Source organism: Methylobacterium sp. WL19 (genome assembly GCF_008040005.1).
Lineage (GTDB): Bacteria > Pseudomonadota > Alphaproteobacteria > Rhizobiales > Beijerinckiaceae > Methylobacterium > Methylobacterium bullatum.
The window spans coordinates 13,661-36,361 of the sequence record NZ_VRVC01000027.1 but is presented as its reverse complement, the minus strand read 5'-3'; the positions used below and the strand labels follow the sequence as shown (position 1 = coordinate 36,361).

At 67.1% G+C, this 22,701-nt stretch carries 22 protein-coding genes; 14 read left to right on the top strand and 8 right to left on the bottom strand.

Annotation, left to right across the window (positions count from 1 at the left end; all coding sequences use genetic code 11):
* Positions 1-13: 13 nt before the first annotated feature.
* Both ispG and FV220_RS07830 read left to right on the top strand, forming a co-directional pair.
* Entirely contained in the window at positions 14-1,327 is a 1,314-nt protein-coding gene (ispG, locus tag FV220_RS07835; protein WP_187273356.1) for a flavodoxin-dependent (E)-4-hydroxy-3-methylbut-2-enyl-diphosphate synthase, read from the top strand.
* A gap of 328 nt (positions 1,328-1,655) precedes the next feature.
* On the top strand, positions 1,656-3,608 hold the full coding sequence (locus tag FV220_RS07830; RefSeq protein WP_056143720.1) for a potassium transporter Kup: 1,953 nt from the start codon (positions 1,656-1,658) through the stop codon (positions 3,606-3,608).
* A gap of 10 nt (positions 3,609-3,618) precedes the next feature.
* Here FV220_RS07830 and FV220_RS07825 read toward each other — a convergent pair whose 3' ends face one another.
* The 5 genes from FV220_RS07825 to FV220_RS07805 all read right to left on the bottom strand — a co-directional run bounded on the left by FV220_RS07825 (position 3,619) and on the right by FV220_RS07805 (position 9,836).
* The gene (locus FV220_RS07825; RefSeq protein WP_147830542.1) at positions 3,619-4,497 is read right to left on the bottom strand and encodes a cell wall hydrolase; all 879 of its coding nucleotides are present in this window, start codon (positions 4,495-4,497) and stop codon (positions 3,619-3,621) included.
* Positions 4,498-4,657: 160 nt separating this feature from the next.
* Entirely contained in the window at positions 4,658-5,497 is an 840-nt protein-coding gene (locus FV220_RS07820; RefSeq protein ID WP_147830540.1) for an aldo/keto reductase, read from the bottom strand.
* A 58-nt stretch (positions 5,498-5,555) separates the two neighbouring features.
* Positions 5,556-8,453, bottom strand: coding sequence for a preprotein translocase subunit SecA (gene secA, locus FV220_RS07815; RefSeq protein ID WP_056143710.1), 2,898 nt, complete (start codon positions 8,451-8,453; stop codon positions 5,556-5,558).
* 158 nt (positions 8,454-8,611) lie between these two features.
* Complete coding sequence (locus FV220_RS07810) at positions 8,612-9,373, bottom strand: aspartate dehydrogenase (RefSeq protein ID WP_147830538.1); 762 nt, start codon at positions 9,371-9,373, stop codon at positions 8,612-8,614.
* A 118-nt stretch (positions 9,374-9,491) separates the two neighbouring features.
* Positions 9,492-9,836, bottom strand: a complete 345-nt coding sequence (locus FV220_RS07805; RefSeq protein WP_147830536.1) for a hypothetical protein — start codon at positions 9,834-9,836, stop codon at positions 9,492-9,494.
* 232 nt (positions 9,837-10,068) lie between these two features.
* Between FV220_RS07805 and FV220_RS07800 the strand changes: the two genes are divergently transcribed.
* Positions 10,069-10,977 carry a peptidylprolyl isomerase gene (locus FV220_RS07800; protein ID WP_056249164.1) on the top strand — a complete coding sequence of 303 codons (909 nt, stop codon included), beginning with the start codon at positions 10,069-10,071 and terminating at the stop codon, positions 10,975-10,977.
* A gap of 96 nt (positions 10,978-11,073) precedes the next feature.
* Here FV220_RS07800 and phbB read toward each other — a convergent pair whose 3' ends face one another.
* The gene (phbB, locus tag FV220_RS07795) at positions 11,074-11,802 is read right to left on the bottom strand and encodes an acetoacetyl-CoA reductase (protein WP_026176322.1); all 729 of its coding nucleotides are present in this window, start codon (positions 11,800-11,802) and stop codon (positions 11,074-11,076) included.
* A 226-nt stretch (positions 11,803-12,028) separates the two neighbouring features.
* Positions 12,029-13,210, bottom strand: coding sequence for an acetyl-CoA C-acetyltransferase (locus FV220_RS07790; protein ID WP_056143698.1), 1,182 nt, complete (start codon positions 13,208-13,210; stop codon positions 12,029-12,031).
* 326 nt (positions 13,211-13,536) lie between these two features.
* Here FV220_RS07790 and phaR point away from each other — a divergent pair, with 326 nt between their 5' ends.
* Positions 13,537-14,151, top strand: coding sequence for a polyhydroxyalkanoate synthesis repressor PhaR (phaR, locus tag FV220_RS07785; protein WP_056143801.1), 615 nt, complete (start codon positions 13,537-13,539; stop codon positions 14,149-14,151).
* Positions 14,152-14,265: 114 nt separating this feature from the next.
* On the top strand, positions 14,266-14,541 hold the full coding sequence (locus FV220_RS07780) for a hypothetical protein (RefSeq protein ID WP_056143693.1): 276 nt from the start codon (positions 14,266-14,268) through the stop codon (positions 14,539-14,541).
* A gap of 97 nt (positions 14,542-14,638) precedes the next feature.
* On the opposite strand, the gene rpmF is transcribed toward FV220_RS07780, so the two are convergent.
* Entirely contained in the window at positions 14,639-14,827 is a 189-nt protein-coding gene (gene rpmF, locus FV220_RS07775; RefSeq protein WP_018046018.1) for a 50S ribosomal protein L32, read from the bottom strand.
* 326 nt (positions 14,828-15,153) lie between these two features.
* Between rpmF and FV220_RS07770 the strand changes: the two genes are divergently transcribed.
* The 9 genes from FV220_RS07770 (at position 15,154) to FV220_RS07730 (ending at position 22,687) form a co-directional block, all read left to right on the top strand.
* Positions 15,154-15,534, top strand: coding sequence for a helix-hairpin-helix domain-containing protein (locus FV220_RS07770; protein ID WP_056143689.1), 381 nt, complete (start codon positions 15,154-15,156; stop codon positions 15,532-15,534).
* A gap of 107 nt (positions 15,535-15,641) precedes the next feature.
* On the top strand, positions 15,642-16,268 hold the full coding sequence (locus FV220_RS07765; protein ID WP_018046020.1) for a ribonuclease D: 627 nt from the start codon (positions 15,642-15,644) through the stop codon (positions 16,266-16,268).
* A 283-nt stretch (positions 16,269-16,551) separates the two neighbouring features.
* Positions 16,552-17,316: a hypothetical protein gene (locus FV220_RS07760; RefSeq protein WP_018046021.1), complete on the top strand. Its 765-nt coding sequence runs from the start codon at positions 16,552-16,554 to the stop codon at positions 17,314-17,316.
* Entirely contained in the window at positions 17,313-18,053 is a 741-nt protein-coding gene (locus FV220_RS07755; protein ID WP_082473126.1) for an LptA/OstA family protein, read from the top strand. The genes FV220_RS07760 and FV220_RS07755 overlap by 4 nt, the downstream gene beginning before the upstream one ends.
* A gap of 35 nt (positions 18,054-18,088) precedes the next feature.
* Complete coding sequence (lptB, locus tag FV220_RS07750; RefSeq protein ID WP_043765042.1) at positions 18,089-18,943, top strand: LPS export ABC transporter ATP-binding protein; 855 nt, start codon at positions 18,089-18,091, stop codon at positions 18,941-18,943.
* Between the two features lie 505 nt (positions 18,944-19,448).
* The gene (rpoN, locus tag FV220_RS07745; protein WP_082473125.1) at positions 19,449-20,996 is read left to right on the top strand and encodes an RNA polymerase factor sigma-54; all 1,548 of its coding nucleotides are present in this window, start codon (positions 19,449-19,451) and stop codon (positions 20,994-20,996) included.
* A gap of 156 nt (positions 20,997-21,152) precedes the next feature.
* Positions 21,153-21,764 (top strand): ribosome-associated translation inhibitor RaiA, encoded by a 612-nt coding sequence (gene raiA / locus FV220_RS07740; RefSeq protein WP_026176326.1) that lies wholly within the window; start codon positions 21,153-21,155, stop codon positions 21,762-21,764.
* Between the two features lie 123 nt (positions 21,765-21,887).
* The gene (gene ptsN / locus FV220_RS07735; RefSeq protein ID WP_027171308.1) at positions 21,888-22,355 is read left to right on the top strand and encodes a PTS IIA-like nitrogen regulatory protein PtsN; all 468 of its coding nucleotides are present in this window, start codon (positions 21,888-21,890) and stop codon (positions 22,353-22,355) included.
* 5 nt (positions 22,356-22,360) lie between these two features.
* Positions 22,361-22,687 (top strand): hypothetical protein, encoded by a 327-nt coding sequence (locus FV220_RS07730; RefSeq protein WP_147830547.1) that lies wholly within the window; start codon positions 22,361-22,363, stop codon positions 22,685-22,687.
* Positions 22,688-22,701: the final 14 nt, after the last annotated feature.

Genomic DNA, 22,701 nt, shown 5'->3' with positions numbered 1-22,701 from the left:
AGCGATGGACGCCATGATGGAAGCCACTTCCGCCGATCCGTTCGGCCCCGGCATTTCGATTACCGGCCCGGAGATCGCCGGTCCGACGCCGCGTCACCGCACGGTGGGGGTCACGGTGGGTGAGGGCGAGGGGGCCGTCACCGTCGGCGGAGGCGCCCCGGTCGTCGTCCAGTCGATGACCAACACCGACACGGCCGACATCGATGCCACCGTGGCGCAGGTCGCCGCCCTGTCGCGGGCCGGCTCCGAACTCGTGCGCATCACCGTCGACCGCGACGAGGCGGCCGCCGCGGTCCCGAAGATCCGCGACCGTCTGGCCCGCATCGGCGTCCATGTGCCCCTGGTGGGCGACTTCCATTATATCGGCCACAAGCTTCTCTCCGATCACCCGGCCTGCGCCGAGGCCCTGGCCAAGTACCGGATCAATCCGGGCAATGTCGGCTTCAAGGAGAAGAAGGACACGCAGTTCTCGACCATCGTCGAGCAGGCGATCCGCTACGGCAAGACCATCCGCATCGGCGCCAATTGGGGCTCGCTGGACGAGGCCCTGCTCACCCACCTGATGGACGAGAACGCCCGGTCCGCGCGTCCCATCGATGCCCGCGCCGTGATGCGCGAGGCCATGGTGCGCTCGGCCCTGTCCTCGGCCCAGCGCGCCGAGGAACTCGGCCTTCCCAAGAACCGGATCATCCTCTCGGCCAAGGTCTCGGCGGTGCAGGATCTGATCGCGGTCTACCGCGAGGTCGCCAGGCGCTCGGACTACGCGATCCACCTCGGCCTCACCGAGGCCGGCATGGGCTCGAAGGGTCTGGTCGCGGCCTCGGCAGCCATCGGCGTGCTGCTCCAGGAAGGCATCGGCGACACGATCCGCTATTCGCTGACCCCGATGCCCGGCGGCGACCGCACCGTGGAGGTCAAGGCCTCGCAGGAACTCCTGCAGACCATGGGCTTCCGTACCTTCGTGCCGATGGTGGCCGCCTGTCCCGGCTGCGGCCGCACCACCTCGACCACGTTCCAGGAACTCGCCCGCGACATCCAGAACTGGATCGTCACCTCGATGCCGGAATGGAAGAAGACCTATCCGGGAGTCGAGGGCCTGAACGTTGCGGTGATGGGCTGCATCGTCAACGGACCCGGCGAATCGAAGCATGCCGATATCGGCATCTCGCTGCCCGGCACCGGCGAGACCCCCACCGCACCGGTCTTCATCGACGGCAAGAAGGCAATGACCCTGCGCGGCGCCACGCTGGCCAAGGATTTCGAGACGGTGGTGATCGACTATATCGAGCGCCGTTTCGGCCAGGGCGCCCGCACCGCCGCCGAGTGAGCCCGTCCGTCGTGACGCCCGTCGCCCCGCGCTGCTCCGGCACGCGGGGCGACTTCGCTCGCCTTCCCGGGGAAGCCTTCCCGGACATCACGGGATCGTCGTTCTCGGCGTCACACCCGCATGATACGACTTTGGCATGCTTCGCGCTGGGAGCCGTCGTGCACCGGTACCTCAGGGGCCGGCCGCCGGTTCGGCCGCGACGTGTCCGTGTGAGGCGGGACAGAGGAGCGCTCACGGCTCGCCCGTCTCCGTCGCTACGTCACGCTCCAAAAAATCCGAGCCTCCCCATTCGATTCCTTTCCCCGTCGCAGAAGCCTGATCGCAGCGCATGACGCAAACCTCCATCCCGAGCGTCCCCGGCGCTCAGCCAGGCCCCGCGGCCCATCCCGAGACGGGGTCGGGCGAGCATGGGTCGGGCAATCACGGGCATGGGAAGACGAACTTCTGGACGCTGGTCGTCGGCTCCGTCGGCGTCGTCTACGGAGACATCGGCACCAGCCCGCTCTACGCCTTCCGTGAGGCGCTCGGCCCGGCGCGGGCGGACGGCATCCTGCTGACCGAGGAAGTCCTCGGCACGACGTCGCTGATCCTCTGGGCACTCCTGCTGATCGTCACGATCAAATACGTCGTCATCCTGCTGCGCATGGACAACAACGGCGAGGGCGGAATCCTCTCGCTGATGGCCCTGGCCCGCAAGGCGCTGGGCGGGTCGCGCATCGTGTTCATGCTCGGGCTGCTCGGCGCCTCTCTGTTCTACGGCGACGCCGTCATCACGCCGGCCATCTCCGTACTCTCGGCCGTGGAGGGCCTGAAGCTCGTAACCCCGGCCTTCGAGCATTACGTGCTGCCGATCACGGTGGCGATCATCTTCGCCCTGTTCATGGTCCAGAGCCGGGGCACCAGCAAGGTGGCGGCCTTCTTCGGCCCGATCATGGTGGTCTGGTTCCTGGCGCTGGGGCTCGCGGCCCTGCCGCACATCGTCTCGCGGCCGGAGGTCTTCCAGGCGTTCAATCCCTGGTACGCGGTGCACTACCTCCTCGGCCACGGCACCGGGGCCCTGGTGGCGCTGGGCGCGGTCTTCCTCGCGGTGACCGGCGCCGAGGCGCTGTTCGCCGATCTCGGGCATTTCGGACGCCGGCCGATCCAGGTGGCGTGGCTCGGCCTCGTGGCCCCGTGCCTGACCCTGAACTATCTCGGCCAGACGGCGCTGGTCCTCAACGTGCCCGACACGACGGATCCGTTCTACCAGCTCGTCCCCGAATGGGGCCTTCTGCCCATGGTGATCCTGGCGACCATCGCCACCGTCACCGCGAGCCAGGCCGTCATCACCGGGGCGTTCTCCCTGTCGCGCCAGGCTATCCAGCTCGGCCTGCTTCCGCGCCTCGAGATCCGCCACACCTCGGAATCGCATTCCGGCCAGATCTTCCTGCCGCAGGTGAACATCCTGTTGCTGATCGGGGTCGTGGTCCTGGCGATCCTGTTCCGGTCGTCCTCGGCCCTGGCCTCCGCCTACGGCATCGCCGTGACGGGAACGATGCTGCTGACCGCGAGCATGGGCTTCATCGTGCTCTGGAAGTCGTGGAAATGGTCGCCGATCGCCGCCGCCGCCGCGATCATGCCGTTCATCGTCATCGAGTTCCTGTTCCTGCTCTCGAATCTGCTCAAGGTGTTCGAGGGCGGCTACGTGCCCCTCGTGCTGGCCGGGATGCTCATCATCGTGATGTGGACCTGGGTGCGGGGCGTGAACATCCTGTTCAACAAGACCCGCAAGACAGACGTGCCGCTACTCGAACTCGTGGGCATGCTGGAGAAGAGCCCACCCCATCACGTGCGCGGCACGGCGGTGTTCCTCACCAGCGACCCGTCCATCGCCCCGGCGGCCCTGCTGCACAACCTCAAGCACAACAAGGTGCTGCACGAGAAGAACGTGATTCTCACGGTCGAGACCGTGGACACCCCCCGTGCAAGCGAGGCGGACCGTATCCGCATGGAGCCGATCGGCCCGCACTTCTCGAAGATCGTGATGAAGTTCGGCTACATGGAGCAGCCCAACATCCCGCGGACGCTGACGCTCCTGAAGAAGCAGGGCTTCAAGTTCGACATCATGGCGACGTCGTTCTTCCTGTCGCGCCGTTCGATCCGCCCCGCCGCGCATTCCGGTATGCCGCTCTGGCAAGACCGGATCTTCATCACGCTCGCCAAGAACGCCAACGACGCCACCGACTTCTTCCAGATCCCCACCGGCCGTGTCGTGGAAGTGGGGACTCAGGTCACCGTCTGAACTGGCCGGGTCACGGCCTCGGCAGGTTGATGACGGGCGGCGGCGGTGGCGCCTCGGGGGCAAGGGCCGCCAGCGTCGCCGGGCTCTTCGTAGCCCGGCCTTTGGCAGCCGGGCCGTTGCCATGAGCGACCTGGGTTTCCGCTGCCGGCTTCGGTGAGGTTTTGGAATGCGCGCCCTGGCTCACGGCGGCGTGGGAGGCGGCGACGGGCTGGCGGCCGGTCACTTCCGGTACGGCGGCTGCCACAGGTGTCGCCGGAACACCGGCGGGAGCAGGATTCGCGATGGCCTGGACCGGTGCGGCCGGAGCCGCCTCCGAGGCGGTCGGCGTCGGGGCCGCTGCATAGGCCAGGGCGGCCGGCGGCCGGGCCTGCTCCACGGCGCCGGGCTTGCGCTTCTCGTAGAAGGCGTTGCCGCCGGCCACCGCCACGTAATGCATGTTGTTGTAGTGGAACGTGCGGCCCGCCGTGTGGAAGTACATGGCGCGGCCGACCTTCGGGTGGCGCTGGCCGGCCAGGACCGCGTCGGCCGCGTCCGCGACCTTGGTCAGGTCCTTCTCCGCCATGGGCTTGGTGAGCACGCCGGTGGCGAACTGTCGGGGCTGGCCGACGACGGCGCAGATACCGCCGTTCGGGAAGGCGGCGGCTTCGAGGCGGTTCATCACCACCGTGCCGACGGCGAGCAGGCCTTCGGAATCGCTGCGGTTCGATTCGAAATACATGGCGCGGCCGAGACAGTCGCGCTCTTGGTCGCTCACCGCCATGGGTTTGGCCGCAAGGCCCGGGCCGCCGAGGGAGCCGGTCGTGGTGGGGGAATTGCAGGCACCGAGGCCCATCGTCGTCATCAGCAGGACCCCGTAGAGTCCCGTCGTCGCCGATCGGGGATACCCCATGCCGTCTCGCTCCCGTCCGTTTCCTGGACGGTCTAGCTCGGCGGGAAATGTGGTTTCTTTTCGGATACGGTCCGGGAGGTTCGCTCATCTTCCCGATGCTGTGGCTTGAGGGTCACGCCCGGCTTTTCTCTCTCCGGCCAGGGCGAACCCGATCCGTGCCTCAGAGCATCGGTAGGTGCGCGGGTTTGGTCCCGTGCGGAAAGGCATCGTCGAGGCGCTGCCATTGACCATCGGTCAGCGTCAGCTCGCCGGCGGCGGCGTTCTCCTCCACATGCGCGATTCGCGCGGCTTTCGGGATCGCGAGGACGGAGGGCGACCGCGTCAGCGCCGCGAGGGCGACCTGCCGCTGCGTCGCTCCCGTCTCGGCGGCAATCTCTCCGAGCACGCGTCCGCCGGCCGAGTCCGGCTCGGGGAAGTCGTCATGGCCGAAGGGGCTGTAGGCGACCAATGCGACGCCATGCGCCGCGCACCAGGGAAGGACGGCGTGTTCGATCGCCCTTTCCCCGAGATGATACAGCACCTGATTGCAGGCGATGCGGCCCTCGCCGGCTACGGCGAGAGCGTCTTCGAGATCGGGGACGTCGAAATTACTGACGCCCCAGGAGAGGAGCTTGCCCTGCCGGACCAGGCCCTCGAAGGCACCGATGGTTTCCTCGAGCGGAATCCCGCCCCGCCAGTGCAGGAGATAGCTGTCGAGCCGGTCCGTCTTCAGGCGCGCCAGCGAACGCTCGCAGGCGGTGATGACGGAGCGTGCCGAGGCATGGTTCGGCAGCACCTTCGAGACGAGGAATACCTCGTCGCGTCGCCCCGCGATCGCCTCCGCCACCACGAGTTCGGCCTCGCCATACATCTCGGCGGTGTCGATATGGCTCATCCCGCGATCGAGGCCCCGCTGCAGGGCGGCGACGGCGTCCGGGCGGTGTGCCTCGTCCAGATACCACGTGCCCTGGCCGATGACGGAGACGGGCCGCCCAGTCGGCCCGAAGGTCGTCTGCCGCATTCGGATCTCCCCTCGAATGGCCCACGGCCGGATGCAGGTCCGGCCGGATGGCTGCGTTTCAGGTCGTCAGGGTGCCGTGGCAGTGCTTGTACTTCTTGCCCGAGCCGCAGGGGCAAGGCTCGTTGCGCCCGACGCGGCCCCAGGTGGTAGCGTCGTTCGGGTCGCGCTCGATGACCGCCGCATCCGTGGACATCGCCTGCGCGGCGTAGCCGTAGGCCGGTCCGCCGCCCCCGGCGCTGCCCGTGCCGCGATCGGAGAAGTCCATCTCGTTCTCGCCGGTGACGGGATCGAGGTGCTGGGCGAACATGGACGGCAGTTCCGGGCTCGCGAACGGGTTCGCGCCTTGTGAATCCTGCTCCTGGTACGTGATCTCGATACGGGCGAGCTGCTGGGTCACCTGCTCGCGTAAGGCGCCGACGAGGCCGTTGAAGAGCTCGAACGCCTCCGACTTGTACTCGTTGAGCGGGTCGCGCTGGGCGAAGCCGCGCCAGCCGATCACCTGGCGCAGGTGGTCGAGGGTGACGAGATGCTCGCGCCAGAGATGGTCGAGGGTCTGCAGCAGGACCTGCTTCTCCACATACGTCATCACCTCCGGCGTGTTCTTCTCGGTGCGGGCGGCATAGGCCTCGTCGGAGGCGGTGCGCAGGCGGTCGCGCATCTCCTCGTCGGCGATGCCCTCTTCCCTGGCCCAATCTTCCACCGGCACGTCGAGGTTCAACACCTCGGTGACGCGCAGGCGCAGGCCTTCGATGTCCCATTGTTCGGCATAGGCGTTCTCGGGCACGTGGACGGCGACGAGATCGTCGACGACGCCGTGGCGCATCTCGTCCACGGTGTCGCGCACGCTGTCCTGGCCCATGAAGTCGCGGCGCTGCTCGAACACGACCTTCCGCTGGTCGTTCATGACGTTGTCGTACTTGAGCACGTTTTTGCGCATGTCGAAGTTGCGCGCCTCGACCTTCTGCTGCGCCTTCTCGATCGCCTTGTTGATCCAGGGATGGATGATCGCCTCGCCCTTCTCCAGGCCGAGGCGGGTGAGCATCCCATCCATGCGGTCGGAGCCGAAGATCCGCATCAGGTCGTCCTGAAGGGACAGGTAGAATTTCGAGCGGCCGGGATCGCCCTGTCGGCCGGAGCGGCCGCGCAGCTGGTTATCGATGCGCCGCGATTCGTGACGCTCGGTGCCGATGATGTAGAGGCCGCCGGGCAGGGCCTTCTTGCGCCCGGCCTCCGGGTCGGCCGGCTCGCCCGAGGCCAGCACCTTGGCGCGGTTCTCCTCGATCTCGGCCTTGATCGCCGCCGCCTTCGCATCCCGCTCGGCGCCTTCGGGCAGGCCGGCGAGCTCCTTCTCCAGGCGCATCTCGAGGTTGCCGCCGAGTTTGATGTCGGTGCCGCGCCCGGCCATGTTGGTGGCGATGGTGATGGCGCCCGGCACGCCAGCTTCGGCGACGATATAGGCCTCCTGCTCGTGGAAGCGGGCGTTCAGCACCGCGAAGGTCTTCGTCACGCGTCCCTCGCGGGCGGCGGCATAGACGTCGGTGAGCGCATTGAGGTCGGAATAGTCGAGCTGGCGGAAGCCGGCCTTGGTCAGCATCTCGGCCAGGTGCTGCGACTTCTCGATGGAGCCGGTGCCGACCAGGATCGGCTGATGGCGCGCATGCGCCTTCTCGATCTCGGCGATGATGCCGTCGTACTTCTCGCCCACCGTCCGGTAGACCTCGTCGTCCTCGTCGACGCGCTCGACCTCCTTGTTGGTCGGGATGTCGACGACTTCGAGCTTGTAGATCTCGGCGAATTCATCGGCCTCGGTGGAGGCGGTGCCGGTCATGCCGGCGAGCTTGGAGTAGAGCCGGAAGTAGTTCTGGAAGGTGATCGAGGCGAGCGTCTGGTTCTCGGGCTGGATCGTCACCCGCTCCTTGGCTTCGAGCGCCTGATGCAGGCCCTCCGAGTAGCGCCGGCCCTGCATCATGCGGCCGGTGAACTCGTCGATGATCACCACCTCGTCGTTCTTGACGATGTAGTCCTTGTCCAGGGTGAACAGGGTGTGGGCGCGAAGCGCCTGGTTCACGTGGTGGACGAGGCTGACATTGTGGGCGTCGTAGAGGTCGCCCTCCTTCAGCAGGTCGGCGCCGCGGAGCAGATCCTCGATGAACTCGTTGCCGCTCTCGGTGAGCGAGACCGAGCGCTGCTTCTCGTCGAGGTCGTAATGCTCCTTCTCGAGATGGGGCATCAGCGCGTCGACGGAGACGTAGAGCTCCGAGCGGTCGTCCACGGGACCGGAGATGATGAGCGGCGTGCGCGCCTCGTCGATCAGGATCGAATCGACCTCGTCGACGATCGCGAAATTGTGCCCGCGCTGCGACAGCTGCGAGAGCTCGTACTTCATGTTGTCGCGCAGGTAGTCGAAGCCGAACTCGTTGTTGGTGCCGTAGGTGATGTCGCAGGCATAGGCGTCCCGACGCTGCTCATCGTCGAGCCCGTGGACGATGGTGCCGACGGTGAGGCCGAGGAAGCGATAGACCCGGCCCATCCACTCCGCATCGCGGGAAGCGAGGTAGTCGTTCACCGTGACCACGTGCACGCCGAGGCCCGACAGGGCGTTCAGGTAGACCGGCAGCGTCGCCACCAGGGTCTTGCCTTCGCCGGTGCGCATCTCGGCGATGCCGCTCTCGTGAAGGACCATGCCGCCGATGAGCTGCACGTCGAAATGGCGCTGGCCGAGGGCGCGCTTGGCCCCCTCGCGCACCGTGGCGAAGGCGGGAACGAGGATATCGTCGAGGGTCTTCCCGGCAGCGAGCTCGGCCTTCAGCATGTCCGTCCGGGCTCGCAGGGCCTCGTCCGACAGGGCGGAGATCTCCGGCTCCAGGGCGTTGATCTCGGCGACGCGGGGGCGATAGCCCTTGACGCGGCGATCGTTGGACGAGCCGAATATCTTCTTAGCGAGGGCGCCGAGCATCGTGAACCTGCGGTCGATCGAAATATCAGAAGGCGTGAGTTGGCCGGGCTTATAGAGGTAAATATTGTAGGACGCATCCGAAAGGGCGGACTGCCTTCAACTCCGAAAGCCAAGGGGGCCGCGTCCGCCGTCGTCGCCTTTGAACGGCAGTCGAACTGCTAAAGCGCCAAAGCGGCTCTTTGGTTCTCGATGATGCGGACCAGAGCCAGGGCCGTGAGCTCCGAGGATTTCGGATTGGCCGGCAGGGCCTGATTCTCGATGCTCATGTCGAGGGTCCCGAAAGCGCCCGTCGCCTGGAGGCGATGTCCATTGCCGGTGGCGCGGGGATCCGCCACCAGGGCGATCCGCGTCCTGTCGAGGCCGATGCCGGCGAGCGCCGTGATGACCGCGACATTGGCGTTGGCCGGGAACAGCCGGGCTGCCTCCCGTGCCGTCCCTTCGAAGAAGGTCGTGGCCTCCGTCAGGCCATCGAGATCGATCCATTCTTCCGCCGGGGTACCGATCCAGGCCACGGGCGGCTTGACGATGCGATGCGTCACCGAGTCCAACGGCAGGATCGAGGCCGCCGCGAGGGCGTCGACCGCGGCGAGTGCGCCGGTGGGTACGAGGATCTGGCTTCCATGCGCCTCCGCGGCGGCGACGAGCCTGTCGAGAAGACCGGCCTCGCAGAAGGCGCTGGTCGACGAGACGGCGAAGCTCTCGGCGTACCGGAGCGCCACGAGGCCCCAGGGCTCGACCGCCGCCCGTCCGGCCGCTTCGATCACCATGTCGGGCTCGACCCCGGCCAGGACGACGTCCCTGCCCCGAGCGTCGAGAAGGTGTGTCACGCGGCGCGCGATGGCTCCCCAGCCCACCAGGGCGATACGAAGCGGCCGACGGCGATCCGGCCGCGCCGCGGAAAGATGAGAGAGGAGAGACAAGGACCGGTATCCCCACGACTGGCGAAGGCTGACGCGGCCCGACGCCCTGCTGCGCGATCTCAAGAAATCTTCGGTCGCGGGCTGTCAAGCTTCCTGCCGGCCGCTGGACATACAGGCGTCAGTTGATCTCGCAGAAACCGGCGCCGGTGCCGACGATGCGCTTGTCGGCGCACCATGACGCGGCCGTGCGGATCTCCTTCGCCGCCGGCGCGGGGACCGGGAGGACCGGGCGCAAGGTCACGGAGTGTCCCGCTGTGGCATCATTCTCTGGCGCACCCGCAATGGCGCGGACGGGCCGTGACGCGCCGATTCCGGCACCCAGGGCGGCCGATCGGGCGGGAGTGACGGAGGGAGCCGGGCGGGAGACGGAGATGGAGCGTCCGCCCTTGAAGCGGGCCTGCGCCGTCGTGATCGAGGCGGACAGAATGAGGCAAGCGGCGGTGATGATGACGCTGGTCCGCATGCCGCTCTCCCACGAAACCCGGAAAGGATGGCGCATGCGGGCTTAAGACCGCTTTATCGTGATCGGACGGATTCGCCCGAAACCCCATATGCGCTTGTCTTCCGCCCTTGCCCGCGCCACTTCTCGCCCACAGATGCCTACGGCGTCCCGCCGCTCGCTGTTGCCACGTCTCCAACCTGGCCGGACAGAGCTTCGTGGACGCGGCATCCACCTGTTCGAGGAATCCCCATTGATGACGTCGCCTCTCCTTCTCCGGCGCTCGGGCGCCCTGGCGCTGGCCGTTGCGCTGCCCTTCGCCTCCGTGGCCTTGCCGCTGCGGGCCCTGGCGCAGACGCCTGCCCCGGCTGCGGCTCCCGCCCCGGCCGCCGCGGCGCTGCCGCCCGAGACGGTTGTGGCCAAAGTGAACGGCTCGCCGGTCACCGCGGGCGACCTCGCCATCGCCGCCGAGGACCCGGCGCTCTCGCTGCCCGGCGTCGACGAGGCCCAGAAGAAGAACCTGCTCATCGACTACATGGTCGACCTCAAGGTCGGCGCGCAGGCGGCAGAGGCGGCCAAGGTCGGCGACTCGCCCGAGTTCCAGCGCAAGCTCGCTTACTTCAAGAGCAAGCTCCTCCTCGACGAGTATCTGGAGCGCGAGGCGAAGAAGGCGGTGACGCCGGAGGCCGCCAAAGCCCTCTACGACCAGACCCTCACCACGATGAAGCCGGAGGAGGAGGCCCATGCCCGCCACATCCTCGTGGACAACGAGGAGGAGGCCAAGAAGATTTCGGCCCGGATCAAGGGCGGCGAGGACTTCTCCAAGATCGCCGCGGAGGTCTCGAAGGATCCCGGCTCGAAGACCGAGGGCGGCGATCTCGGCTGGTTCACCAAGGAGAGGATGGTCGCCCCCTTTGCGGAGGCCGCGTTCAAGCTCCCGGTCGGCCAGGTCTCCGACCCGATCAAGACGCAGTTCGGCTGGCACGTGATCAAGGTCGAGGAGCGGCGCACCAAGCCGGTGCCGACCTTCGCCGAGATGAAGGAGCAGGTGGACCAGTACCTCACCCGCAAGTCGCAACAGGATCTCATCCTGAAGCTGCGTGAGAGCGCCAAGATCGAGCGCACCGATGCGGCCACGCCCGCCGCGGCGCCCAAGGCTCCCTGACGTTCGGCTCACTGAATCAGGACGCTCTGCGAAAACGAAGAAGGCCTGCCCCGTCGCCGGGGCAGGCCTTCTTCCCGTCGATGACGCGAGGCGGCGTCAGGCGATGTACTGGGCGCCGTTGATCGTCAGGGTCGAACCGGTGATGAAGCCCGAATCTTCCGCCGCGAGGTATTCCACCGCGCGGGCGATCTCGGCGGCCTCGCCGAGGCGTCCCACGGGAATCGTCGAGATGATCTTGTTGCGGATGTCCTCCGGCACCGCCATCACCATGTCGGTGGCGATGTAGCCCGGCGCGATCACGTTGACGGTGATGCCCTTCGAGGCGCTCTCCTGGGCCAGCGCCTTGGCGAAACCGATCACGCCGGCCTTGGCGGCCGAGTAGTTGGTCTGGCCGGCCTGGCCCTTCTGGCCGTTGATCGACGAGATCAGGATGATGCGGCCGAAGTTGCGGGCGCGCATTCCCTCGATCACCGGGCGGGTGACCGTGAACATCGAGTCGAGGTTGGTCTTGATGACCGCTTGCCACTTCTCGAAGGTCATCTTGTGGAACGCGCCGTCGCGGGTGATGCCGGCATTGTTCACCAGGATGTCGATCGGGCCGAGTTCGGCCTCGACGGCCTTGATGCCGGCCTCGCAGGCGGCGGCATCGCCGACGTCGAACTTGAAGACCGGGATGCCGGTCTCGGCCTTGAAGGCGTTGGCCGCCTCGTCGTTACCGCCGTAATTGGCGGCGACCTTGTAGCCCTTGGCCTTGAGACCCGTCGAGATCGCGGCACCGATGCCGCGCGTTCCACCCGTGACGAGGGCAATGCGTTCCTGAGCCATGGCTTCCTCCAATTTTCTTTGATGTTCGATGGCGTGCGTCATGCAATTTCTTGCAGATTCTCGGCGCGGGCGGGCTTAGCTCAATCGGCTCCGCCCGCCCATGCCATTTAAATTTGCTGCGTCCTCAAGAATTCTCCAAGACGATGTCCCCAATGTTTGCGGGCATCCTTGAAGATCTGTCACGAGCGCAGAAATTATACTGTATTCAATCGAGCCCGATGGGGCTTCAGACGCGCTCGATGCACATGGCGACGCCCATGCCGCCGCCGATGCAGAGGGTGGCGAGGCCCTTCTTGCCGTCACGACGCTTGAGCTCGTGCAGCAGTGTGACGAGGACGCGGGCGCCGGACGCGCCGATCGGGTGGCCGATGGCGATGGCGCCGCCATTGACGTTCACCTTGTCGGTGTCCCAACCCATGTCCTTGTTCACGGCCAGCGCCTGGGCGGCGAAGGCCTCGTTGGCCTCGATCAGGTCGAGGTCGGAGGGCTTCCAGCCGGCCTTGTCCAGCGCCTTGCGCGAGGCCGGGATCGGGCCCGTGCCCATCACCTTCGGATCGACGCCGGCGGTGGCCCAGGACACGATCCGGGCCAGCGGCGTGATGCCCCGGCGCTCGGCTTCCGAGGCCGACATGAGCACGATGGCGGCAGCGCCGTCGTTGAGGCCGGACGCGTTGGCGGCCGTCACGGTGCCGTCCTTCGAGAAGGCGGGCTTGAGCTTGGCCATCGCCTCGATGGTGGCGCCGTCACGGATGTACTCGTCGGTGTCGACGATGGTGTCGCCCTTGCGGCCCGGAACGGTGACGGGGACGATCTCGTCCTTGAAGCGGCCTTCCTTGCGGGCGGCCTCGGCCTTGTTCTGCGACTTCGTCGCGAACTCGTCCTGCTGCTCGCGGGTGAGCTGGAAGGCCTGGGCCACGTTCTCGGCGGTCGTGCCCATGTGGTAGCCGTTGAAGGCGTCCCAGAGGCCGTCCTTGATCATGGTGTCGACGAGCTTCACGTCACCCATCTTCTGGCCGCCGCGCAGGTACTGCGCGTGGGGGGAGAGCGACATCGATTCCTGGCCGCCGGCCACGATGACCGTGGCGTCGCCATTGGCGATCTGCTGCATGCCGAGAGCGACCGTGCGCAGGCCCGAGCCGCAGACCTGATTGACGCCCCAGGCGGTGGCCTTCTCCGGGATACCGGCCTTGATGGCGGCCTGGCGGGCCGGGTTCTGGCCGGCGCCGGCGGTGAGGACCTGACCGAAGATCACTTCGTCCACGTCGTCGGGAGAGACGCCGGCACGCTCCAGGGCGGCCTTGATGGCGACGGCGCCGAGTTCATGGGCCGGGACGGTGTTGAAGGCACCTCCGAACGAACCCACTGCGGTCCGCGCCGCTCCGACGATGACGATGTCTTCCGCTGCCATTGACGTTCTCCTCTTGAGGGCCGGCGCGACGTTGAAGCCCTCTGATGGGCATGCGCGCTTGAGGCCAACTCAGGCGATGAAAGCGCTGGGCAGGGTGAAGTCAAGCGCGTGCGGAAGGTCGGCGAGTGACCGGCCGGCGTTTGTCACCGGAGGCGCCGCGCGGCGTGTGGCACTATTCTGCGGGGATCGGGGTCAAATTGCTGTTTTCGTCAGCGGGCGAAAGCCTTAAGGTCTGCTCACGCGCAAATACGAATGATACCCGGACGGCGCATCGGGCCTCGAAGGGATTGGGCGCTGGAATGAACGTGTCGGGAAAGGCCACGAGGATGGCGGACAACGGTAAGTCTCAGCAGACCGTCATCAAGAAATACGCGAACCGGCGACTGTATCATACCGGAACCTCGACCTACGTCACGCTCGAGGACCTCTCGACGATGGTCCAGAACGGCGAGGATTTCCTCGTCTACGACGCCCGCTCGGGCGACGACATCACCCGCTCCGTGCTCACGCAGATCATCTTCGAGCAGGAGAACAAGGCCGGCGACGACAATCTGCTGCCGGTGGCCTTCCTGCGCCAGCTCATCCGCTTCTACGGCGACAGCATGCGGACGATGGTGCCGAGCTTTCTCGAATTCTCCATGGCCAATTTCGCCCGAGACCAGGACGGCCTGCGCGAGAAGATGAACCAGAGCTTCGCTCCCAAGGTGTTCCAGAGTGCCATGGAGGAGCAGGTGCGGGCCAACATGAGCTTCTTCGGCGATGCCATGAAGATGTTCACGACCTTCGGCACCGGGCCGCTCTCCGGCATGAAGTCCTCCGCGCCCGGGCCGACGCCGTCCCAGCCTGCGACCCCGGTGGCCGCGCCCGATAGCGACCTCGACGAGTTGAAGCGGCAGATGGCGGAAATGCGCAATCGCCTGGAAGACCTCGCCAAGAAGTAGGCCGGCGACATCGGCGACGGGTCCTCCGACCGCGTCCTGAGAGAGTGCTGACGAACCGTTAACATCGGCCCACCCATTGCGCTTTTCCGCCAGTAACAGGCGGAAGGGCAGCGGGTGGCACAAACCGGCACGGGAAAGCGTACCATAACGGGACGCGGCGTCCCCGAGGGGGACCGCGACACGGCGCGGACGCTCGTGGTCGTCGATGGCGGTGAAACGGTGGCCCGCAAGGCGAGTGACGCCTATGGCAGGCCGAACGCAGAGTTCCTGACCCAACTTCTCGTCAGTTGCGAGCCGACGATGCGCGCCTCTCGGACAGAGCGCATGCGCTCGGCCACGGCTCGTTACGCCGAGACCACGCGGATCGGGACGAACAGGCGCCGCGCCTGATCCGTCGAGGCGGATAACGCAAAAAACCGCCCGAAGGCGGTTCTCGCAGACATCGTCTCGTTCCGGTCCCTGGCGGGACCGTCGACGACGCGTAGGATCAGGCCTCGGCCGACTTCACCTTGAGGACCTGGCGACCGCGATACATGCCGGTCTTCAGATCGATGTGGTGGGGACGACGCAGCTCGCCCGAATCCTTGTCGGCGACATAGGTCGGGGCCTTGAGGGCGTCGGCGGACCGGCGCATGCCGCGCCGCGAGGGGGAGGTCTTTCGCTTCGGAACGGCCATGGGGTAGTCCTGCTACGACAAAAAGGGTGCACGGGCGCCGCCCCGCGAGGGAAGAGGCAACCTCGGCACCGTGTTCAAACGGAGATTCGATGGCGGCTGTATAGCGGCAGATCGGCCGCCTGGCTAGAGCCGCCCGAGGCCGGACTTCCGAAAATGGCGGATCGATCCGCGAAGGGGCAGCCGGCCCCGGTTCGCGGCGGGGCTCGCGAGGCCGTGAAGTCTCGTTAAGCGCCGGTTCAACCGTCGTGTCCTACCTGCGAATACGGAGACGCCTCAACGAAGACTGCGCCGCCGCATCTCGGGAGATTGCCGTGACTTCATCTCGCATGACTACATCTCTGCTCCGCACCCTGGCCGTGCTGGGCTGCCTCGCGGCGGCTCCCGCCCTCGCCCAGGCGCCGAGCCCCTCGACCTCCACTCCTCCCACCGTCGCACCGAAGGCGCCCACGGCTCCGGCCGCCCCGGCCAAGCCGACGGCGGACAAGCCCGCCGCTCCCGTCGCGCCGGCGGCCAAGACCGATCTCATCGATCTGAACAGCGCCTCGCCCGCCGAACTCGAGGCTCTGCCCGGCATCGGTGCGGCGCGCTCGGCCGCGATCGTCAAGGGCCGCCCCTATCACGGCAAGGATCAGCTCGTGTCGAAGAAGATCCTCACCCAGGGCGTCTATGACGGGATCAAGGACAAAGTCATCGCCAAGCAGAAGTAACCCTTCCGCTCGGGCAACCCGGCGCCGGTCCGGTGCCGGGTTGTTCGCCGGGGGGCACGGTGTTACGCGGCCGGAGACCTCGGTTCCCGCCGGAAGACACAAGCCAGATGCCCCCCCAGCCCATCATCCGCGTCCATCGCGGTGATCTCCCGGCCGATTACGTGCCGGGCACCGCCATCGCCATCGACACCGAGACGCTGGGTCTCAATCCGCATCGGGACCGTCTCTGCGTCGTCCAGATCTCGCGCGGCGACGGCAGTGCCGACGTGGTGCAGATCGTCCCCGGATCGAGTCCGCCCGACATGCTCAAGGGTGTGCTGGCCGATCCGTCGGTGACCAAGATCTTCCATTTCGCCCGGTTCGACCTCGCCGTGCTGTACAAGGCCTTCGGCGTGATGCCGGGGCCGGTCTATTGCACCAAGGTCGCCTCCAAGCTCGCCCGCACCTATACCGACCGGCACGGCCTCAAGGACGTGGTCCGCGAACTCGTGGGCGTCGACCTGTCGAAGCAGCAGCAATCCTCCGATTGGGGCGCCGAATCGCTGAGCCAGGCGCAGGTGGACTATGCCGCCTCCGACGTGCTGCATCTGCATGCGGCGCGCGCCCGCCTCGACGCGATGCTCGACCGTGAGGGACGCACGGATCTCGCGCGGCGCTGTTTCGAGTTCCTGCCCACCCGCTCCCTCCTCGATCTCGAAGGCTGGGCCGAGACCGACATCTTCGCCCACACCTGACCGGGCACGCGCATGCCGCAGGCGGGCACGCGGGGGCACGGTGCGGCGGCGCACATCGATCGTGTCGCTGCGATCCCGTCCGGTTGATGATTCCTCAATGCTCCGGTCATAAGGTTCCGGTACGGCCACAACTTCGCCATCGGCCGCGCGCATCCGGCGCTGGACCATGGGGTAAGCGGGTTCCCACGGTTCAGTACATCATGGGCGAGACGTGGCATGTTGCGGGGCGCAACCTGCCGGTGTCCCATCGGATCGGTCAGGCGGAGCGGCTCGGATCATCACCATGCACGGGGTCGACGCCATCGACGCGACAGGGACGACGGGATCGGGCGCGGATGCGCGCCGTCACCGTGCCCATGCGCGGGCTCGCAACCATAGCACGCAGGTGCGCTACCTGCGTCGTCTCATTCCCCTCTCGGCTGGAGCCGCGGTCGTCGCCCTCGCCGTGGTGACGCTGTTCAACCCGTTCGGCAGCGCCCTGCCGGCCGTCACCATGGGGCCGGTCACCCTGTCGGGGACCAAGGTGAAGATGGAGAACCCGCGCCTCTCCGGTTTCCGGAAGGACAACCGGGGCTACGAGGTCATCGCCACGGCCGCCTTCCAGGACGTGCGCAAGCCCACGCTGATCGAACTCCAGGCCATGAAGGGCCATCTCGTCACCGACGATTCGGGCGGGCTCGCCCATATGGAGGCCGCCTCGGGTCTGTTCGATTCGGCACGCGAGACCCTGTCCCTCGAACGCGACATCAAGTTGTGGACCGACAAGGGCGAGGACATCCGCCTCCTGACCGCCGCCATCGACTTCAAGGCCGGTACGGTGAAGTCCGACCAGGCCGTCGCCGTGACTCTTCCCACAGGGACGGTGGCCTCCGACGGTCTCGACATGGTCGATAACGGTCGCGTCATCTCCTTCGTCGGCAATGTCCATGCGGTGTTCCACGGATCGGACAAAGCCGAGAACGCCGGATCCGAGATCAAGCCCGATGTGAAATCGCCGCGCATCCTCACCTCCGCCGCCGAGCCGCAGGATGGGGAGGCACGCCGATGAGCCGTTCCGCGCTGATCTCCACCCTCGCCCTCTGCAGCCTCCTCGCGGCAGGGAGCGCGATGGCGCAGATTCCGTCCGGCACGTCTCCGGCGCCCGCCGCGAAGGCGACCAAGCCGACCGCGCCGGGGAGCACCTTCGGCGCCAGCGGGGGCAAGGAACCGGTCAAGATCGACGCGGACCGGCTCGACGTGTTCGACCGCGAGAACAAGGCGATCTTCGCCGGCAACGTCGTGGCTGTGCAGGGCGACAGCACCATCCGCTGCTCGACGATGACGGTGCATTACAAGCGCGGCAAGGATGCCAAGCCGGGGGCGCCCGCGCCTGCCGCCGATGGTGCCAAATCGCCGGCCGGCATGGCGGAGAACGGCATCCAGAAGGTGGAATGCGCCGGCCCCGTCACCGTGGTGCAGAACGACCAGGTCGCCACCGGCGACAACGCCGTGTTCGACCAGGAGGCCAAGCGCATCGTGCTCACCGGCAACGTCGTGTTGAGCCAGTGCCAGAACGTCACCCGGGGCAGTCGCCTCGTCTACGACATGAATACCGGCCGGGCGAACATGGACCCGGTGGCCGGCGGCCGCGTCTCGGCGATGTTCGTGCCGCAGAAGGAAGAGGCCGCCAAGGGTGGGGCCAAGGGGTGTGCCCAGCCGGCGAGTGCCGCGGGCAAGCCCGCGCCGAAACCTTCCGAGGCCGGCGCGGAGAAGCCGGCCGCAAAGCCGAGAGCGCAGGCCAATTGACCTCCGCCCTGCCGGTGGCCCCTGCGCCAGACCCGATCAGCTCCCGGATCGCCGATGCGGCTCCTGCAGGAGCCGTGCGCGCGCCCTCCCTCCTGTCGCGCCTCTTTCGCCGCGGCAAGGGGCGGGCGGCGGGTGGTGAGGCTGGCCTGTCCGAGAGTGGCGGCGGTCCGGGCATTCTCCACGTGGAAGGGCTGCGCAAGAGCTACGGCGCGCGCACGGTGGTGCACGAGGCCGGATTGACCGTGCGCAACGGCGAGGCCGTGGGCCTGCTCGGCCCCAACGGCGCGGGCAAGACCACGATCTTCTACATGATCACCGGCCTCGTCTCGGCGGATCGCGGCTCGATCAGTCTCGATGGACTGCCGATCACCCACCTGCCGATGTATCAGCGTGCGCGCCTCGGCATCGGCTACCTGCCGCAGGAAGCCTCGATCTTCCGCGGCCTGTCCGTGGAGGACAACATCCGCGCCGTGCTCGAAGTGGTGGAGCCCAGCCGCAAGGAGCGCGAGCGCAAGCTCGATTCGCTGCTCGAGGAATTCGACATCGCGCGTCTGCGCAAGGCGCCTTCGATCGCGCTGTCGGGCGGCGAGCGGCGTCGCTGCGAGATCGCCCGTGCCCTGGCGACATCGCCGAGCTTCATGCTCCTCGACGAACCCTTCGCCGGCATCGACCCCATCGCGGTGGGCGACATCCAGGATCTGGTGAAGCACCTGAAGCAGCGCGGCATCGGCGTGCTCATCACCGATCACAACGTTCGTGAGACCCTCGGCCTCATCGACCGCGCCTATATCGCCCATTCCGGCCGTATCCTCACCGAGGGCACGCCGGAGGAGATCGTCGCCAACGAGGATGCACGGCGCCTCTATCTCGGCGAGGGGTTTCGGCTCTAAGCAGGTTCGCGTTGGCGCGCCAACGCTTCACGCTGCTTAGCTCTTTGATGTCTCGCAGGTTTTTATCGCAGAACCGGAGGCCACTTCTGCGAAACCTGTTTAGGCCACCAGCCCGATCCGTATCCGCGAATCACGCGCCCGCCCGTGCTGCCCACATCCTCTGCTGCCCAATTTCTCGCCACATTACATGGCGACCAAAAGATGCATGCGTTTTGTGCATGTCTTTAGGCTGGTCGTCCGCGCATGCCAGCGGAGGAGGAATTTAATTTCTCTTTGGTACGAGACAGTTGCGCGAGCATGAGCTGCGTCCGTCCAACCCCGGCTGCGCCGAGCCCGATGGTGCGCCGCAGCATCGTGGTGGAAATCGCGCGCATCGCGCTTTGACGGCGACGCAAGATGGCGATAGACCTAGGCGAAGATAAAAAGAAGCAACATTCATGCCGAGCGGCGTAGGGTTCTGTGCGCGCCTTCGGCTGGGCTCACCTGAAGGCGTCGGGGCAACACCATGAGCTTGCTGCAGCGACTGGAAATGCGTCAGGGCCAAGCCCTGGTGATGACGCCACAGCTTCTCCAGGCGATCAAGCTCCTTCAGCTCTCCCAGATCGATCTCGCCACCTATGTGGATGCCGAACTGGAGCGCAATCCGCTCCTGGAGCGCGTCGAGGGCGAGCCGGACGGTGAACGCGCGAACGGCGAGGTGGCCCCGGAGGCCGCGGGCGAAGGGGATGGCGAGTTCGACTCGGCCGAGCCCGACAACTGGATGTCGACCGAACTCACGGCCAGCAGCGCCGAGATGGAAAGCGTCCTCGACACCCGTCTCGACAACGTCTTCTCCGATGAGAATCCGAGCCATGCCCGCGAGGCTGCCTCGGGCGACATGCTCACCCTGACTCCGGCGCCCTACGGCAATACCGGCGGCAGCTTCGACGGCGAGGCGCCGGATTTCGAGGCGACCCTGACCTCGGAAGTCTCCCTGCGCGAGCATCTCAGCGCGCAACTCGACCTCGCCACCCGCGATGCCGGCGACAGGCTGATCGCCGGCTTCCTCATCGATGCGGTGGACGATGCCGGCTACATGCGCGAGTCCATCGACGAGGTGGCCGAGCGCCTCGGCGCCAGCCTCGATTCCGTGGCGCGGGTGCTCAAGCTGATCCAGACCTTCGACCCGCCGGGTATCGCCGCCCGCGATCTCGCCGAATGTCTGAGCCTGCAGCTGCGCGAGCGTGACCGGTTCGATCCGGCGATGCAGGCCCTGGTCTCCCGCCTCGACCTCGTGGCCAAGCGCGACTTCCCGAGCCTGCGCCGGCTCTGCGGCGTCGATGACGAGGATCTGGTGGACATGCTGGCCGAACTGCGCCGCCTCGACCCGAAGCCCGGGCGGGCCTTCGGCTCGCGCGCCGTGGAGGTGCTGATCCCCGACGTGTTCGTCCGGGCGGCCTCCGACGGCTCCTGGCTGGTGGAGCTCAATGCCGAGGCGCTGCCGCGCGTTCTGGTGAACCAGAGCTACTATGCCCGCGTCTCGCGCGGGGCGGCGGCCGAGGGCGACAAGGCGTTCCTGTCCGAATGCCTGCAGACCGCCAACTGGCTCACCCGCAGCCTGGAGCAGCGGGCGCGCACCATCCTCAAGGTCGCCTCGGAGATCGTCCGCCAGCAGGACGCCTTCTTCGTGAACGGCGTGGCGCATCTGCGCCCCCTCAACCTCAAGACGGTCGCCGAGGCCATCGGCATGCACGAATCCACCGTGTCGCGGGTCACCTCCAACAAATCCATCGGCACCAGCCGGGGCACCCTGGAGATGAAATACTTCTTCACCGCCGCCATTCCGGGGGCGGCGGGCACGGCTTCGCATTCCTCCGAGGCGGTGCGCCACCGCATCAAGCAGCTCGTGGACGGCGAGGCGACCGGCGACGTGCTCTCGGACGACGCCCTGGTGCAGAAGCTCCGCGACGAGGGCATCGACATCGCCCGCCGCACCGTGGCGAAATATCGGGAATCCCTGCGCATCCCCTCGTCCATCGAGCGCCGCCGCGAGCATTTCGCCTACGCCCGTTGAGGGCTGCCGCGTTCTGCGGATGACGTCTGCCCGCCGGGGAAAGCTTCAGGCTCTCCCGCCTGTCACCTCCCGTGCAATGCCGGCTCGCCATTCCGTTGACTTCTCCTCCCGGGGCTCCTTTACTTGCCTCCCGAACGCAACAAAACCGGAGGATACATGGGGTCATTGCGCGTCACAGGCCACGGCCTGGACCTCGGCGAAGCCCTTCGCGGGCGTGTCGAAGAGCGAATGGCCGCCACCTTGTCGAAATATCTCGACAGCCACATGAACGGCACCTGTTCCGGCCATGTGACGCTTCGACGGGATGGGACGGCCTACCGTACCGATTGTGTGCTTCACCTCGTCTCGGGCCTGACGCTCGAAGCGTCCGCCGCTTCGCACGACGCGCATTCGAGCTTCGAGCAGACGGCGGACAAGCTCGAGAAGCGCCTGAGGCGCTACAAGCACCGGCTCAAGGATCATGGCGCCGCCCTGCATGAGGGCGCCACCGTCCAGGCGGCCTACGCTGTCTTCGCCGCGCCGAGCGACGCGGAAGAGGATGTGATCGACGACGATCTCGCCGAGGACGAGGAGGCGCATCCGCCCGTGGTCGCCGAGAGCACCAGGGCGCTCAAGCGCCACTCGGTGAGCGAGGCGGTCACCGCCCTCGATCTCACGGGGGCACCGGTCATCGTGTTCGTTCACGCTGGTACCGGCCGCATCAACGTCGTATACCGCCGCAGTGACGGAGCGATCGGTTGGGTGGATCCGCCGGAGGCGGCAGCTTAACGCGCTCTGCCGGCCGCGTGCCGACCATCGGCCGCCTCGGGATGCGTGGGGACCACGCATCCGCAGCGCTAATGTAGACGAGCGGGGGCCGGTGGGTCGCCGCCGATGGGGCGATGGTCCTTTATGCCGATTCTGGAATTCCTGAGTCCGGATTCCGTGGTGACCTCTCTGCGCGCTCGCGCGAAGAAGCAGATCCTCCAGGAATTGAGCACCCATGCGGTGCGCCAGCTTCCCGCTCTGGACGAGCGTGAGGTGTTCGAGACTCTCCTGCAGCGCGAGCGCCTCGGCTCCACGGGCATCGGCGACGGCGTCGCCATTCCCCACGGCAAGCTTCCGGGCCTCGACCGGCTGTTCGGCCTCGTGGCACGGCTGGAGAAGCCGGTGGATTTCGAATCCCTCGACGGTCAGCCGATCGACATCGCCTTTCTTCTCCTCGCCCCGGAGGGCGCGGGCGCGGAGCATCTCAAGGCGCTGGCCCAGGTGGCGCGTCTCCTGCGCGAACCGGGGGTTCTCGACCGAATCCGGGCCGCGAGGGACGCCAGCGCACTCTACGCGCTCCTGACGCAGCCTACGAAATCCGAGGCGGCATGATCCCGATGGACGTGAAGGCGAAGTGGGCGGCGGCCGCGATGGCGGGGCTCGTCCTGTCGCTCACGCCGGCGCGGGCCGACGTGACCTGCGCCCGCGACGTGCTCGTGGCCAACTCGATGCAGCGTCAGGCCATCGACCAGCTCGAGCAGGCGGATGGCGACGATGCCAACCGCTGCCGGGTCTGGCGCCGCCACGTGGAGACCATGCGCCGGGTCGCCAGCGTCTACGGTCGCTGCCTGTCGGGGGCCGAGCGCGCCGCCAAGCTCGCCGAGGTGCAGACCTCGGAGAAGGATTTCTCCGGCATCATCCGGACGCGCTGCCGCGGGCTGTAGTACGTCGGCCCGAA

What these genes read in the sequence shown, in the direction of transcription:
- secA (WP_056143710.1), bottom strand. Translation starts at nt 8,453, where the DNA reads ATGCTCGGCGCCCTCGCTAAGAAGATATTCGGCTCGTCCAACGATCGC.
- FV220_RS07800 (WP_056249164.1), top strand. Translation starts at nt 10,069, where the DNA reads ATGACGTCGCCTCTCCTTCTCCGGCGCTCGGGCGCCCTGGCGCTGGCC.
- FV220_RS07760 (WP_018046021.1), top strand. Translation starts at nt 16,552, where the DNA reads ATGCACGGGGTCGACGCCATCGACGCGACAGGGACGACGGGATCGGGC.
- FV220_RS07830 (WP_056143720.1), top strand. Translation starts at nt 1,656, where the DNA reads ATGACGCAAACCTCCATCCCGAGCGTCCCCGGCGCTCAGCCAGGCCCC.
- ispG (WP_187273356.1), top strand. Translation starts at nt 14, where the DNA reads ATGATGGAAGCCACTTCCGCCGATCCGTTCGGCCCCGGCATTTCGATT.
- rpmF (WP_018046018.1), bottom strand. Translation starts at nt 14,827, where the DNA reads ATGGCCGTTCCGAAGCGAAAGACCTCCCCCTCGCGGCGCGGCATGCGC.
- FV220_RS07805 (WP_147830536.1), bottom strand. Translation starts at nt 9,836, where the DNA reads ATGCGGACCAGCGTCATCATCACCGCCGCTTGCCTCATTCTGTCCGCC.
- FV220_RS07755 (WP_082473126.1), top strand. Translation starts at nt 17,313, where the DNA reads ATGAGCCGTTCCGCGCTGATCTCCACCCTCGCCCTCTGCAGCCTCCTC.
- FV220_RS07825 (WP_147830542.1), bottom strand. Translation starts at nt 4,497, where the DNA reads ATGGGGTATCCCCGATCGGCGACGACGGGACTCTACGGGGTCCTGCTG.
- raiA (WP_026176326.1), top strand. Translation starts at nt 21,153, where the DNA reads ATGGGGTCATTGCGCGTCACAGGCCACGGCCTGGACCTCGGCGAAGCC.
- phbB (WP_026176322.1), bottom strand. Translation starts at nt 11,802, where the DNA reads ATGGCTCAGGAACGCATTGCCCTCGTCACGGGTGGAACGCGCGGCATC.
- phaR (WP_056143801.1), top strand. Translation starts at nt 13,537, where the DNA reads ATGGCGGACAACGGTAAGTCTCAGCAGACCGTCATCAAGAAATACGCG.
- rpoN (WP_082473125.1), top strand. Translation starts at nt 19,449, where the DNA reads ATGAGCTTGCTGCAGCGACTGGAAATGCGTCAGGGCCAAGCCCTGGTG.
- FV220_RS07730 (WP_147830547.1), top strand. Translation starts at nt 22,361, where the DNA reads ATGGACGTGAAGGCGAAGTGGGCGGCGGCCGCGATGGCGGGGCTCGTC.
- FV220_RS07790 (WP_056143698.1), bottom strand. Translation starts at nt 13,210, where the DNA reads ATGGCAGCGGAAGACATCGTCATCGTCGGAGCGGCGCGGACCGCAGTG.
- ptsN (WP_027171308.1), top strand. Translation starts at nt 21,888, where the DNA reads ATGCCGATTCTGGAATTCCTGAGTCCGGATTCCGTGGTGACCTCTCTG.
- FV220_RS07820 (WP_147830540.1), bottom strand. Translation starts at nt 5,497, where the DNA reads ATGCGGCAGACGACCTTCGGGCCGACTGGGCGGCCCGTCTCCGTCATC.
- FV220_RS07765 (WP_018046020.1), top strand. Translation starts at nt 15,642, where the DNA reads ATGCCCCCCCAGCCCATCATCCGCGTCCATCGCGGTGATCTCCCGGCC.
- FV220_RS07770 (WP_056143689.1), top strand. Translation starts at nt 15,154, where the DNA reads ATGACTACATCTCTGCTCCGCACCCTGGCCGTGCTGGGCTGCCTCGCG.